Below are 12833 nucleotides of genomic sequence, written 5' to 3'. Positions count from 1 at the left end.
AGCAGCCCGTGCCCGGTGGACAGCCGGCGATCCTGGCCCCACCGGCGACGCCGGGCGACGCGCCGGCCCAGCCACAGTCGTCCGGCCTTCCGTCGTCCGACGTCGGCTACGCCCCGGTCTCCCGGCGGGCCACCCTCGAGCCCGGCTACCTGGCCCGGATCGAGCGGCAGCAACGGCCGTCGAATCCCGAGGTCGAACGCGCGATGGGCGTGCTGCGTCGCGATCTCGGCACGCCCCGGGTGGTCGCCTTCGCCAATCCGAAGGGCGGCGTGCACAAGACCACGGCCACCGTCCTCGCGGCGGCGACCGTGGGCAGCGTGCGCGGCCGGGGAGTGCTCGCCTGGGACGACAACGAGCTGCGCGGCACGCTCGGGCTACGGGCGGGAAGCGCCCGGCACGCGCGTACGATCCGACACCTGGTCGCCGACCTGATCGAGATCGAGGCGCTGCCCAGCACACAGCTCATCGAGCGGCTCGACGACTACCTGCGGCACGCCTCGGACGGGTCGTACGACGTCCTCGCCGGCGAGGAGAGCCCACGGTTCGCTCAGCGGCTGGACGTGCACACCGTCCGCCGGGTGCTGGAACTGCTCCGCCGCACCCACGACGTCATCTGCGTGGACACCGGCAACAACGTGGAGAGCGCCAACTGGCAGACCGTGCTGCGCGCCGCCGACCAGCTGGTGGTCACCACGGTTCCCCGGGAGGACGCCGCGTTCACCGCGGACTGGATGCTCGACCTGCTGCACGACATCGGCATGGGCGAGCTGGCCGACAACGCGGTGACCCTGCTCTCCTGCCCGACGCCGGGCCGCTCGCCGCTGCTCGACGACCTGAAGCGGCACTTCGCCACCCGGACCCGGGCGGTCGCGGTGGTGCCGTACGACCCGGCGCTGGAGACCGGTTCGTCCATCGAGTACGGCCATCTGCAGCAGGAGACCCGGGACGCCTGGCTCCAGGCGGCGTCGATGATGATCGAGCCGTTCGCCCGCTGACCGCCGCTGCCGGATCGGGGCCCCGGCAGGGGTCTCGGTCGGCGTGTCGCGGGCCGGATGTGGGACAGCTCGCGACGACGGGTGTCGCCCCTAGAGGCCGGGCTCTCCTGGGACTAGGCTCGGGGGCCGGCGGTGGCGCTTTGCCGGGGGCGGTGTCCTGCCGTAGGGCACGGATCGTGCCGTTCCGGCTGCGTACGCCCGGTGGGGCGGCGGTGCCGTCGGGGGGATGCGTCGCTGGGTGACCGGTAGCCGCCGTCGACCGGTGGGTTGGCGGATCGGCCGGCAGCCGCGTGAGGGAAGGGGGCCCTGGGTGTCTGACTCGTTCGTGCACCTGCACGTGCACACCGAGTATTCGATGCTCGACGGGGCCGCCCGGCTCAAGGAACTGTTCGCCGAGACCAACCGGCTGGACATGCCGGCGCTGGCGATGACCGACCACGGCAACCTGTTCGGCGCGTACGACTTCCACAAGCAGGCCACGGCCGCCGGGGTCAAGCCGATCATCGGCAGTGAGATCTATCTGACTCCCGGGACGGACCGGCGGGACCGGACCCGGGTCCGCTGGGCCGACGGCGGCGAGAACGACGTCTCCGGCGGCGGCGCGTACACCCACATGACGATGCTGGCGGCGGACGCCGACGGGCTGCGCAACCTGTTCCGGTTGCAGTCCCGGTCGAGCCTGGAGGGCTACTTCTACAAGCCGCGCGCCGACCGGGAACTGCTGCACGAGTACGGCAAGGGCATCATCGCCACCACCGGCTGTCCGTCCGGCGAGGTGCAGACCTGGCTGCGGATCGGCAACTTCGACAAGGCGTGCGAGTCGGCGGCCGAGTTCCGGGACATCTTCGGGGCGGACAACTACTACCTGGAGGTCATGGACCACGGTCTCGACATCGAGACCCGGATCCGGCAGGACCTGATCCGGCTGGGCAAGAAGCTCAACCTGAAGCCGGTGGCCACCAACGACCTGCACTACACGTACGCCAAGGACGCGGACGCGCACGAGGTGCTGCTCTGCGTGCAGTCCGGGTCGACGATGGCCGACCCGAAGCGGTTCAGGTTCGACGCCCGGGACTTCTATCTGAAGTCCCCGGCCGAGATGCGCGCGCTCTGGGACGCCGAGGTCCCCGGCGCCTGCGACAGCACCCTGGAGATCGCCGAGAGGATCGGTGACTACTCGACACTGTTCGCCTCCCGCAACCTGATGCCGCAGTTCCCGATCCCGGCCGGGGAGACCGAGGAGACGTACCTCCGCAAGGAGGTGCTGCGCGGGCTGGAGCGCAGGTTCCCGGGCGGGGTACCGGAGGACCGCCGGAAGCAGGCCGAGTACGAACTCGACGTCATCATCAAGATGGGTTTTCCGGGCTACTTCCTGGTCACCGCCGACCTCATCGCGTACGCCAAGCGGGAGGGGATCCGGGTCGGACCGGGCCGTGGCTCGGCGGCCGGCGCGTTGATCGCGTACGCGCTGGGTATCACCGAACTGGACCCGATGGAGCACGGTCTGCTCTTCGAGCGGTTCCTCAACCCCGACCGCGTCTCGATGCCCGACATCGACATGGACTTCGACGAGCGTAGGCGCGGCGACATGATCCGCTACGCCACCGAGAAGTACGGCGAGGCGCGGGTCGCGCAGATCATCACGTACGGCACGATCAAGGCGAAGGCGGCGATCAAGGACGCGGCCCGGGTCCTCGGCTACCCGTTCGCGATGGGCGACCGGATCACCAAGGCGATGCCCCCGGCGGTGATGGGCAAGGACATCCCGCTCGGCGGCATCTTCGACCCCAACCACCAGCGCTACCAGGAGGCGGCGGAGTTCCGCCAGCTCTACGACGGCGACGCCGAGGTGGCGAAGATCGTCGACACCGCCAAGGGGCTGGAGGGGCTCAAGCGGCAGTGGGGCGTACACGCGGCCGGCGTCATCCTGTCCCGGGATCCGCTGCTCGACGTGCTGCCGATCCACAAGCGCGAGCAGGACGGCTCGATCATCACCCAGTGGGACATGGGTGCCTGCGAGACCATCGGCCTGCTCAAGATGGACTTCCTGGGCCTGCGCAACCTGACCATCATGGACGACGCCCTGGACGCCATTCGGGACAACCGGGGGATCGACCTGGTCCTGGAGGATCTGCCGCTGGACGACAAGGCGACGTACGCCCTGCTCGGCCGCGGTGACACCCTCGGGGTGTTCCAGTTCGACGGCGGCCCGATGCGGGCCCTGCTCCGCTCGATGGCACCGGACAACTTCGAGGACATCTCCGCCGTCGGCGCGCTCTACCGGCCCGGCCCGATGGGCGCCAACGCGCACAACGAGTACGCCGACCGGAAGAACAACCGCAAGCCGGTGGTGCCGATCCACCCCGAGCTGGCCGAGTCACTGTCCGAGATCCTGGGCGACACCTACGGGCTGATCGTCTACCAGGAGCAGGTCATGGCGATCGCCCAGAAGGTCGCCGGGTACACCCTCGGGGCCGCGGACCTGCTCCGCCGGGCGATGGGCAAGAAGAAGAAGGAGATCCTCGACAAGGAGTTCAAGCCGTTCGCCGCCGGCATGAAGGCCAACAACTACAGCGACGCGGCGATCAAGACACTCTGGGACATCCTGGTCCCGTTCTCCGACTACGCCTTCAACAAGGCGCACAGTGCCGCGTACGGGGTGGTCTCCTACTGGACCGCGTACCTCAAGGCCAACTTCCCGGCCGAGTACATGAGCGCGCTGCTGACCTCGGTCGGCGACGACAAGGACAAGTCGGCGGTCTACCTCGCCGAGTGCCGCCGGATGGGCATCAAGGTGCTGCCGCCGGACGTCAACGAGTCCAACGCCCGGTTCGCCGCCGTCGGCGAGGACATCCGGTTCGGGCTCGCCGCCGTCCGCAACGTCGGCACGAACGTGGTCGAGTCGATCCGCCGGTCCCGCAAGGAGAAGGGCCGGTTCACCGACTTCTACGACTACCTGCGCAAGGTCGACGCGGTGGCCTGCAACAAGAAGACGATCGAATCGCTGATCAAGGCCGGTGCCTACGACTCGCTCGGGCACACCCGCAAGGGCCTGCTCGCCGTACACACCGATGCGATCGACTCGTTCATCGCCCTGAAGCGCAACGAGGCGGTCGGCCAGTACGACCTCTTCGGCGACGCGTTCGGCGGCGGCGGTGACGGCGGTGGCGGAATGGTGGTCACCCCGCCGATCCCGACCGGGGAGTGGGACAAGACCGACCTGCTCACCTTCGAGCGGGAGATGCTCGGCCTCTACGTCTCCGACCACCCGCTCTTCGGCGTCGAACACGTCCTCGCCGCCGCCGCCGACATGTCCATCGCCACCCTCGCCGAGGACGGCAACGTCGCCGACGGCGCGGTGGTGAACCTGGCCGGCATCCTCTCCGGGGTCCAGCGCCGGATCACCAAGCAGGGCCGGGCCTGGGCGTCGGCGACCCTGGAGGACCTCGGCGGCGCGGTCGAGGTGCTGTTCTTCCCGAACACCTACGAACTGGTCGGCCAGTACATCGCCGAGGACGCGATCGTCGTCGTCAAGGGCCGGATCGACCGCCGCGACGACCAGCCCCGGCTGATGGCCATGGACCTCTCCATGCCGGAGATCACCGCCGCCGACGAGGTCAAACCGATCGTCCTCGCCCTGCCGCCCTCCCGCTGCACCCCACCCCTGGTCGAACGCCTCCGCGAGGTCCTGACCAGCCATCCCGGCTCGGCCGAGGTGCACGTCAAACTGATCAACGGCTCCCGCGCCACCCTGCTCCGGCTCAGCCCTCTCCGGGTGGCCCCCACCACCGCCCTGATGGCCGACCTCAAGGCGCTGCTCGGCCCCAGTGCCGTCGCCGGCTGAGGTGCAAGGAAGGGCCCCTTCTTATCGCTTATTGCATAGGAAGGGCCCCTTCTTAACGCCCCAGCCACGGCGGCGAGGGCGATGGGAGGCACTCGTCCTGAGCAGTTCTCCGGATCCGGGCCCCGCCCGGTCTGCCCCGCCTGAGAGGATCACCCGGTGAGCCCGGCAACCTCCCACCCCGAAGGTCCGCTCGGCGATGGTGACGACGGCCGCCCCGCCGTCCCGTCGACGCCGGCCCCGGCCTTTCCGGTCCAGGCCTTTCCGGCCCCGCCGCCCGCCGGCGAACCGCCGGGCGGCGAGGCGGAGCGGTCTGCTGCGGCCGGGTCAGAGGCGGAGCGGTCTGCTGCGGCCGGGTCAGAGGCGGAGCGGTCTGCTGCGGCCGGGTCAGAGGCGGAGCGGCGGGCCGTGGCCGGGTCAGAGGCGGAGCGGCGGGCCGTGGCCGGGTCAGAGGCGGAGCGGCGGGCCGATGTTGAACGGCGTACCGTGGCCGGATCCGAGGCGGAGCTCGACCCGCTGGCCTGGCCCGGACCGGAGGCGGTTCTCCGACCGGACTTCGGGACCGACCTGGCCGGGGTCCGGCTCGGCGCCGGTTCCGGTGGCCCCGAGGAGGGCGGCGGGCTGCGCCGGGGCCTCGTGGTCAGCGCCGTCGCGACTCTGGTGATGATCCTGCTGGGGATCCCACTCGGTCTGATCTGGTCGGCCGTCGCACCGGGAGTCCCGGTGGTGCAGACCGAGAACGGCGCACTGCTGGCCCAGCCACAGCCGGAGGAGTTCATCGCCGCCGACGGCTGGTTCAGCCTGCTCGGATTCGGCCTGGGAGTGTTGGTCGCCATCGCGGTGTGGCTGGTGCTGCGCCGGTACCGTGGCCCGCTCGGAATGCTGCTCGTCGTTCTCGGCATGATCGGCGCGGCGGTGCTGGCCTGGCAGGTCGGGCGGCACATCGGCCTGGCCGGATACGAGCGGTTGTTGCAGACCGCGCCGCCCGGCGAGACGTTCACGAAGCCTCCGGACCTGCACGGCGGGCAGTTCGAGATGGTGCTCGGGTTCATTCCCCGGATCCAGGACCTGCTGGTGCCGGCGTTCGGCGCCGCCGTGATGTACACCCTGTTGGCCGGCTGGTCGCGGTATCCGGGACTGCGGCCCGAGGCCGAGGACGCCCCGGGCGTGCCGGCCCCGGCCGTACTCAGTTGGGACTTGCCGGTACCGCCAGGTCCGTCAGCGACACCGGCACCGCCCGGACCTGACGCAGCAGAGCCGCCTCGCGGTTGAGCAGGCGCAGCTCCGCGGTCAGCCGGCCGGCGGTGTCCGGGGTGGCGAGCAGCCGCTGCCGGTCCGTGAGGGTCAGCGCGGCGGTGGCCGCCACCAGATGCGACAGCACGGTCGGATCGTCCGGCAACTGCTCCGAGATCTCGTCCTGGTCGTCCCGGACCAGGGCGAGGTAGCGCCGGAAGACCGCCAGCACCCGGGGCGCGAGCAGGTCGGCGAGCTGTTCCTGCCCGGTGGGCTCGGGCAGCCACTCCACCTCGGCGGTCAGGTACGGCGTCGACTCCTCGTCGACCTCTGCGATCCGGAACCGTCGCCGGCCCACCGTGACCACGTCCAACCGGCCGTCGGGCAGTTCGGTCACCTGACGGAGTTCGGCGGTGCAGCCGATCTCGTGCAGGGTCACCGGCGTACCGTCCGGCTGCCGCCCGGCGGGCTCCGGCTCCGGTCCCCCCGGCGGCCGCTCCGGCCCGGGATGCCGCTCCTGCTCCGGCCCGGAGGCGACCGGGGCCGAGCCGCCACTGCGGATCGCCACCACGCCGAACTCGCGGGGCGTGCCGTCGGGCAGGTTGATCAGATGCTGCATCAGTTCGAGGTAACGGGCCTCGAAGATGTGCAGGGGTAGCACCAGGCCGGGAAAGAGCACCGTCCCGAGCGGAAACACCGGCAGCCGCGCATCCACCGGTCGAGCCTAGCCCGTACCCGCCAGCCGCGAACGGGCGTGGCCCGGCTCACCGTCCCGCCCGCTGGACGGACGGCGTGGCGATCCGGAGACGGCGAATAGACTCCCAAGCGTGTTGAACCGGATCGACCTGCGCGGAGGTTGGCGCGACCCGCGCGCGCTGCTGCCCCGTGCCCAGCTTGACGTGTCCGTCGCGGTGGACAAGATCCGCCCGATCGTGGAGGCGGTCCGCGAGCATGGGTTCGCGGCGATCCAGGATGCCACCCATCGCCTGGACGGGCTGCGGCTGGACCGGTTCCGGGTGCCGACCGAGGCGATCACCCGGGCCGAGGCGACGCTGGAGCCGGAGGTCCGGGCGGCGCTGGTCGAGTGCATCGACCGGGCCCGCCGGGTGCACGCCGACCAGCGGCGTGTCGACCTGACCACCGAGGTGGTCCCGGGCGGCACCGTCACCGAGCGCTGGGTCCCGGTCGACCGGGTCGGCCTGTACGTCCCGGGCGGCCTGGCCATGTACCCGTCGACGGTGGTGATGAACGTGGTGCCGGCCCAGGCGGCCGGAGTCCGGTCCCTGGTGGTGACGAGCCCACCGCAGGCGGAGAACGACGGCCTCCCCGACGCTCGAGTGCTGGCCGCCTGCGCGCTGCTCGGCGTCGACGAGGTCTACGGGGTCGGCGGCGCCCAGGCGGTGGCGATGCTGGCGTACGGTGCGTGGACCGACGCCGCGCAGAGCGCCCACTGCGATCCGGTCGACATGATCACCGGTCCGGGCAACATCTGGGTCACCGCGGCCAAGCGACTGCTGCGCGGCGTGGTCGGCATCGACGCCGAGGCGGGGCCGACCGAGATCGCCGTACTCGCCGACGACACCGCCGATCCGGTGCACGTCGCCGCCGACCTGATCAGCCAGGCGGAACACGATCCGCTCGCGGCGAGCGTACTGGTCACCCCGTCGGTCGAGTTGGTCGAGGCGGTGGAGCGTGAACTGCAACGGCAGGTCCCGGAGACCAAGCACGCGGACCGGGTCGGCACGGCGCTGACCGGTCCGCAGAGCGGCGCGGTGCTGGTCGACGACCTCGAAACGGGGCTGCGCGTCGTCGACCTGTACGCGGCCGAGCACCTGGAGATCCAGACCCGGGACGCCCGGCAGTGGGCGATGCGGGTACGCAACGCCGGGGCGATCTTCGTCGGGCCGTACGCGCCGGTGTCGCTGGGTGACTACTGCGCCGGATCCAACCACGTGCTGCCGACCGGCGGCTGTGCCCGGCACTCCTCCGGACTGTCCGTGCAGTCCTTCCTGCGCGGCATCCACATCGTCGAGTACGACGAGGCGGCGCTCCGGGACACCGCCCGGCACGTGGTGACCCTGGCCACCGTGGAGGACCTGCCCGCGCACGGTCAGGCGGTACGGGTGAGGTTCACCTCGTCGGACGGGTTCGATCCCCTGGGCGGGCCGCCGGTGACCGGGTCCCCGGGTGGGCCGTCGGCGTGACCTCGCTGGATGATCTTCCAATCCGGGACGACCTGCGGGGTCGCAGTCCGTACGGTGCACCACAGCTCGACGTGCCGGTGCGGCTCAACACCAACGAGAACTCGTATTCGTTGCCGGAGCCGGTGGTGGAGGCCATCGGCAAGGCGGTCGTGGCCGAGCTGCGGGACCTGAACCGCTATCCGGACCGGGACGCGGTGGCGCTCCGCGCCGACCTGGCCGACTACCTGGGGCACGGGCTGCGCACCGCGAACGTCTGGGCGGCGAACGGATCCAACGAGGTCCAGCAGCAACTGCTCCAGGTCTTCGGCGGTCCGGGGCGTACCGCGCTGGGCTTCACTCCGGCGTACTCGATGCATCCGCTGCTCGCCACCGGCACCGGCACCGGTTGGCGGGACGGCCACCGGGGGACGGACTTCGGCCTGACCGCCGCCGACGCGGTGGCGCAGGTTCGTGCGCACCGCCCCGACCTGGTCTTCCTGTGTTCGCCGAACAATCCGACCGGCACCGCGCTGGACCCGGCGGTCGTCGACGCGGTGCTCGCCGAGGCGCCCGGCATGGTGGTGGTGGACGAGGCGTACGCGGAGTTCGCCCGTGCCGGCACACCGACCGCGCTGGCCCTGCTGCCCGGCCATCCCCGCCTGGTGGTGACCCGGACCATGAGCAAGGCGTTCGGCTTCGCCGGCGGGCGGCTGGGTTATCTCGCCGCAGACCCGGCGGTGGTCGACGCGGTGCAGCTCGTCCGGCTGCCGTACCACCTCTCGGCGCTCACCCAGGCCGCGGCACGGGCGGCGCTGGCGCACCGGGAGGTCCTGCTCGGCACGGTGCAGGCGATCAAGGAGCAGCGGGACCGGATCGTGGCCAGCCTGCGGGCCGGCGGTCGGACGGTGGCCGACAGTGACGCCAACTTCGTGTTGTTCGAGGTCGGCGGCGACCAGCGGGTTGCCTGGCGGGCGTTGCTCGACCGGGGCGTGCTGGTCCGCGATGTCGGGCTGCCCGGCTGGCTGCGGGTCACCGCCGGCACGCCGCAGGAGACCGATGCCTTCCTCGCCGCCTTAGACTCGTGGGCGACCGGTCCCGGGTCCGACCCGATCGGCACCGGGTCGCCGGCGACCGGTTCCGGCCCGGCGCGGGCCTGTCCCGGGTCGCCGTCGACCGGTCCCGGCCCGGCGTCGTCGGCGGGTCCCGAACAGGAAGTCGAGCCACCCGAACAGCGAAAGGTCCTACCGTGAGCAGAACCGCCCGGGTCGAGCGGACCACGGCCGAGACCAAGGTCCTCGTCGAGTTGGACCTCGACGGCACCGGTCAGGCCGACATCATCACCGGAGTCGGCTTCTACGACCACATGCTCAACCAGATCGCCCGGCACGGCGGTTTCGATCTGACCGTGCACACGGTCGGCGACCTGGAGATCGACGCGCACCACACGATCGAGGACACCTCGCTGGCCCTGGGCGCGGCCTTCGACCAGGCGCTCGGCGACAAGGCGGGCATCCGGCGGTACGGCTCGGCGACCATCCCCATGGACGAGGTGCTGGTCCGGGCCGCCGTGGACCTTTCCGGCCGGCCGTACGTGGTGCACGACGAGCCCGTGCTGGCGCCGTACATCGGGCCGGTCTATCCGACCAGCATGACCCGGCACATCTGGGAGTCGTTCGGCCAGTCGGCCCGGATGACCCTGCACGTGTCCGTGCTCCGGGCGGCCCGGCCGGGCGGACACCCGGACGCCCACCACGTGGTGGAGGGGCAGTTCAAGGCGGTGGCCCGGGCGCTGCGTGAGGCCGTGGCGATCGACGTCCGGTCCGCTGGCGCGATCCCGAGCACCAAGGGGCTGCTCTGATGGGCGTGGTGCTGCCGGTGGTGCTGTTCGCCCTGGGCGGCGTGCTGATCGGCGGAGCCTGGTCGCTGCACCGCCAGGGCGCCCCCCGGGGTGCGCTCTGGATCGTCGGCGCCCTCGCGGTGCTCGCCACGGCCGGCGGCGTGCTGTGGCTGCTTCCGGGAGAAGGCGGATGACCGGGTCGGCTGCTCCGTCGCCCGCCGGCCGAGGTCGGCCGCCCACCGTCGTGGTCCTGGACTACGGCTCGGGCAACCTCCGCTCCGCCCAGCGCGCCGTGGCCCGGGCCGGCGCCGAGGTCACGGTGACCGACGACCTCGCCGCGGCGGCGGCCGCGGACGGGCTGGTGGTGCCGGGGGTGGGTGCCTTCGCCGCCTGCATGGCCGGCATCGAGGCCCTCCGGGCCGGTCCGGTGATCGCCGAGCGGGTCGCGGCGGGTCGTCCGGTGCTGGGCGTCTGCGTCGGCATGCAGGTCCTCTTCGAGTACGGCGAGGAGCACGGTGTGGTCACCAAGGGGCTCGGGCTGCTGCCCGGCGGGGTGACCCGGCTGGCCGCCCGACGGGTACCGCACATCGGCTGGAACACCGTCGCGCCGCCGTCCGGAACGCGACTGTTCACGGACCTGCCGTCCGGGGCCCGGTTCTACTTCGTGCACTCCTACGCCTCGACCGACACGGCCGTACTGGCCGAGGCCGGTGCGCTGGCGACGACGGCCGAGCACGAGTCGCGGTTCGTCGCGGCGGTGGAGCGGGGTCCGTTGTCGGCCGCCCAGTTCCATCCCGAGAAGTCCGGCGAGACGGGCCGGCTGCTGCTCCGCAACTGGCTGGCCACGCTGTGAGCGCGGGCCGGCCCGGGGCGGTCCGGTGAGCAAGGAACGGGCCCGGCGCAGGGCGGTCCGGCTGGCCGAGGCCGAGCGGAAGCGGGCCGCACGGACCCGCGCGGTGACCCGACGCCAGCGGCGGCGGGTGCTGCTGCGCCGGCTCACTCCCCGGCTGCCCGACCGGCGTACCGGGCGGCTCTTCGCCCGGCGCAGCCGGGGCGAGCGGGCCGGCGTGGTCGCGCTCTCGTTCGCGGCGGTGACGGTCATCTGGCTGCTGGTCGACGACCTGGCCCTGCGACTCGGGCTGATCGCGCTGCTGCTGCTGGTGCTTCCGGCGGTCGTGGTGATCGCACTGGGCCGGCGGACCTGACGCCGGAGGCGACGAAGAACCGACGTGCAGAATGCCGGACCGACCGACCCGAGCGCGGGACCGGTGAGCCTGATCGCCGGACCGGACGACATCCGATCCGACAACCGCGCCAGCCGACCGAGGAGATTACCTTGAGCCTGACCCTGCTTCCCGCCGTCGACGTCGCGGACGGCCAGGCCGTACGCCTGGTCCAGGGCGCCGCCGGCAGCGAGACGAGCTACGGCGACCCGCTGGAGGCGGCGCTGGCCTGGCAGCGCGACGGTGCCGAATGGATTCACCTGGTCGACCTCGACGCCGCGTTCGGGCGGGGCTCGAACGCGCACCTGCTCGCCGACGTGGTCCGCCGGCTCGACGTCCGGGTGGAGCTGTCCGGCGGCATCCGCGACGACGAGTCGCTGTCGGCGGCGCTGGGTACCGGGGCGGCGCGGGTCAACATCGGCACCGCGGCGCTGGAGGACCCGCTGTGGTGTGACCGGGTGCTCGGCGAGTACGGCGACCGGGTGGCGATCGGGCTGGACGTGCGGGGCCGCACCCTGTCGGCCCGGGGCTGGACCCGGGACGGCGGCGACCTGTTCGAGGTGTTGGAGCGGCTGGACAAGGCGGGTGCGGCGCGGTACGTGGTGACCGACATCACGAAGGACGGCATGATGCGCGGGCCGAACCTGGACCTGCTGCGGGAGGTATGTGCCCGTACCGACGCCCCGGTGGTCGCCTCCGGCGGTGTCTCCACACTGGAGGATCTGCGCTCGCTCGCCGCACTGGAGCCGATCGGGGTCGAGGGCGTGATCGCGGGCAAGGCGCTCTACGCCGGGGCGTTCACCGTCGCGCAGGCTCTCGCCGTACTGGCACGGCCCTGACCCTTGCCCGGTCGCCTGCCCGGAGCCTCGGCTGAGAGGGCCTGGTCACGTGATCATCCGGTTGCCTGGTCGAGGGCGGAACCGGGGCGTATCTTGGGCCGACCGGCCAGTCGGGCCGGCGAAGTCGAGCCGGCCAGGGCTCCGGCCGACCTCGGCCAGTCGGTCCCGGTCCGGCCAGTCAGGTCCCGGCCGGCACGCGGCGACCGGCGCCGGAAGGAGACGGAAGCGACGATGCAGGTGCTCTACACCGCCCAGGCCCGGGCCACCGGGGACGGCCGCGACGGTCACGTCGCCACCTCGGACGGCATCCTCGAACTCGATCTCGCCGCGCCGAAGGAGATGGGTGGCGAGGGCGGTGCCACCAACCCGGAGCAGCTCTTCGCCGCCGGGTACGCGGCGTGTTTCCACTCGGCGTTGCGGCTGCTGGCCCGGCGGGCCCGGGTCGAGGTGTCCGGATCCAGCGTCAGCGCCGAGGTGGGGATCGGCCGCGCCGACAGCGGCGCCTTCGGGCTGACCGTCGCGCTCACCGTCGATGTGCCCGGCGTCGATCCGGCCGTGGTGCGTGAGCTGACGGCGAAGGCGCACGAGCTGTGCCCGTACTCCAACGCGGTGCGGGGCAACGTCGAGGTGACGCTGTCGGTGGCAGGGGACGGGCAGGGGTGAACCACCCCGGTCCGGGCCC

General features: G+C 72.1%; 11 protein-coding genes and 1 pseudogene. 11 read left to right on the top strand and 1 reads right to left on the bottom strand.

Annotation, left to right across the window (positions count from 1 at the left end; all coding sequences use genetic code 11):
* The 3 genes from I0C86_RS32320 to I0C86_RS32310 form a co-directional block, all read left to right on the top strand.
* The coding region (locus tag I0C86_RS32320; protein WP_230395142.1) for a MinD/ParA family ATP-binding protein at positions 1-995 on the top strand (995 nt) is incomplete at its 5' end.
* 310 nt (positions 996-1305) lie between these two features.
* Positions 1306-4839 carry a DNA polymerase III subunit alpha gene (dnaE, locus tag I0C86_RS32315; protein WP_196205093.1) on the top strand — a complete coding sequence of 1178 codons (3534 nt, stop codon included), beginning with the start codon at positions 1306-1308 and terminating at the stop codon, positions 4837-4839.
* A gap of 405 nt (positions 4840-5244) precedes the next feature.
* Positions 5245-6108 (top strand): DUF2567 domain-containing protein, encoded by an 864-nt coding sequence (locus I0C86_RS32310; RefSeq protein WP_196205092.1) that lies wholly within the window; start codon positions 5245-5247, stop codon positions 6106-6108.
* Here the strand turns inward: I0C86_RS32310 and I0C86_RS32305 are convergent.
* A complete protein-coding gene (locus I0C86_RS32305; RefSeq protein WP_196205091.1) occupies positions 6023-6784 on the bottom strand; it encodes an LON peptidase substrate-binding domain-containing protein in 762 nt (253 codons plus the stop codon). The genes I0C86_RS32310 and I0C86_RS32305 overlap by 86 nt on opposite strands.
* Before the next feature lie 112 nt (positions 6785-6896).
* On the opposite strand from I0C86_RS32305, the gene hisD reads away from it, so the two are divergent.
* The 8 genes and pseudogenes from hisD to I0C86_RS32265 all read left to right on the top strand — a co-directional run bounded on the left by hisD (position 6897) and on the right by I0C86_RS32265 (position 12814).
* Entirely contained in the window at positions 6897-8273 is a 1377-nt protein-coding gene (gene hisD / locus I0C86_RS32300) for a histidinol dehydrogenase (protein ID WP_196205090.1), read from the top strand.
* Positions 8270-9331 (top strand): annotated as a pseudogene (locus tag I0C86_RS32295) (histidinol-phosphate transaminase); the annotation flags it as partial. The gene hisD and the pseudogene I0C86_RS32295, both read left to right, overlap by 4 nt.
* Positions 9332-9498: 167 nt before the next feature.
* Positions 9499-10110: an imidazoleglycerol-phosphate dehydratase HisB gene (hisB, locus tag I0C86_RS32290; protein ID WP_196205088.1), complete on the top strand. Its 612-nt coding sequence runs from the start codon at positions 9499-9501 to the stop codon at positions 10108-10110.
* Positions 10110-10283 (top strand): hypothetical protein, encoded by a 174-nt coding sequence (locus I0C86_RS32285; protein ID WP_196205087.1) that lies wholly within the window; start codon positions 10110-10112, stop codon positions 10281-10283. The genes hisB and I0C86_RS32285 overlap by 1 nt, the downstream gene beginning before the upstream one ends.
* Positions 10280-10942, top strand: a complete 663-nt coding sequence (hisH, locus tag I0C86_RS32280; protein WP_196205086.1) for an imidazole glycerol phosphate synthase subunit HisH — start codon at positions 10280-10282, stop codon at positions 10940-10942. The genes I0C86_RS32285 and hisH overlap by 4 nt, the downstream gene beginning before the upstream one ends.
* Positions 10943-10967: 25 nt before the next feature.
* Entirely contained in the window at positions 10968-11294 is a 327-nt protein-coding gene (locus I0C86_RS32275; RefSeq protein ID WP_196205085.1) for a hypothetical protein, read from the top strand.
* 131 nt (positions 11295-11425) lie between these two features.
* Positions 11426-12151, top strand: coding sequence for a bifunctional 1-(5-phosphoribosyl)-5-((5-phosphoribosylamino)methylideneamino)imidazole-4-carboxamide isomerase/phosphoribosylanthranilate isomerase PriA (gene priA, locus I0C86_RS32270; RefSeq protein WP_196205084.1), 726 nt, complete (start codon positions 11426-11428; stop codon positions 12149-12151).
* Between the two features lie 231 nt (positions 12152-12382).
* The gene (locus I0C86_RS32265; protein WP_196205083.1) at positions 12383-12814 is read left to right on the top strand and encodes an organic hydroperoxide resistance protein; all 432 of its coding nucleotides are present in this window, start codon (positions 12383-12385) and stop codon (positions 12812-12814) included.
* The last annotated feature ends 19 nt before the right edge of the window (positions 12815-12833 follow it).

The sequence above is a fragment of the Plantactinospora alkalitolerans genome (assembly GCF_015690345.1).
GTDB classification, from domain to species: domain Bacteria; phylum Actinomycetota; class Actinomycetes; order Mycobacteriales; family Micromonosporaceae; genus Plantactinospora; species Plantactinospora alkalitolerans.
The sequence above is the reverse complement of the archived record's forward strand: the minus strand, read 5'-3'. Positions and strand labels throughout refer to the sequence as shown.

Bases quoted from the DNA above. Each gene is read 5' to 3' on its own strand.
- hisH (WP_196205086.1), top strand. From the start codon at position 10,280: ATGACCGGGTCGGCTGCTCCGTCGCCCGCCGGCCGAGGTCGGCCGCCC.
- I0C86_RS32265 (WP_196205083.1), top strand. From the start codon at position 12,383: ATGCAGGTGCTCTACACCGCCCAGGCCCGGGCCACCGGGGACGGCCGC.
- I0C86_RS32285 (WP_196205087.1), top strand. From the start codon at position 10,110: ATGGGCGTGGTGCTGCCGGTGGTGCTGTTCGCCCTGGGCGGCGTGCTG.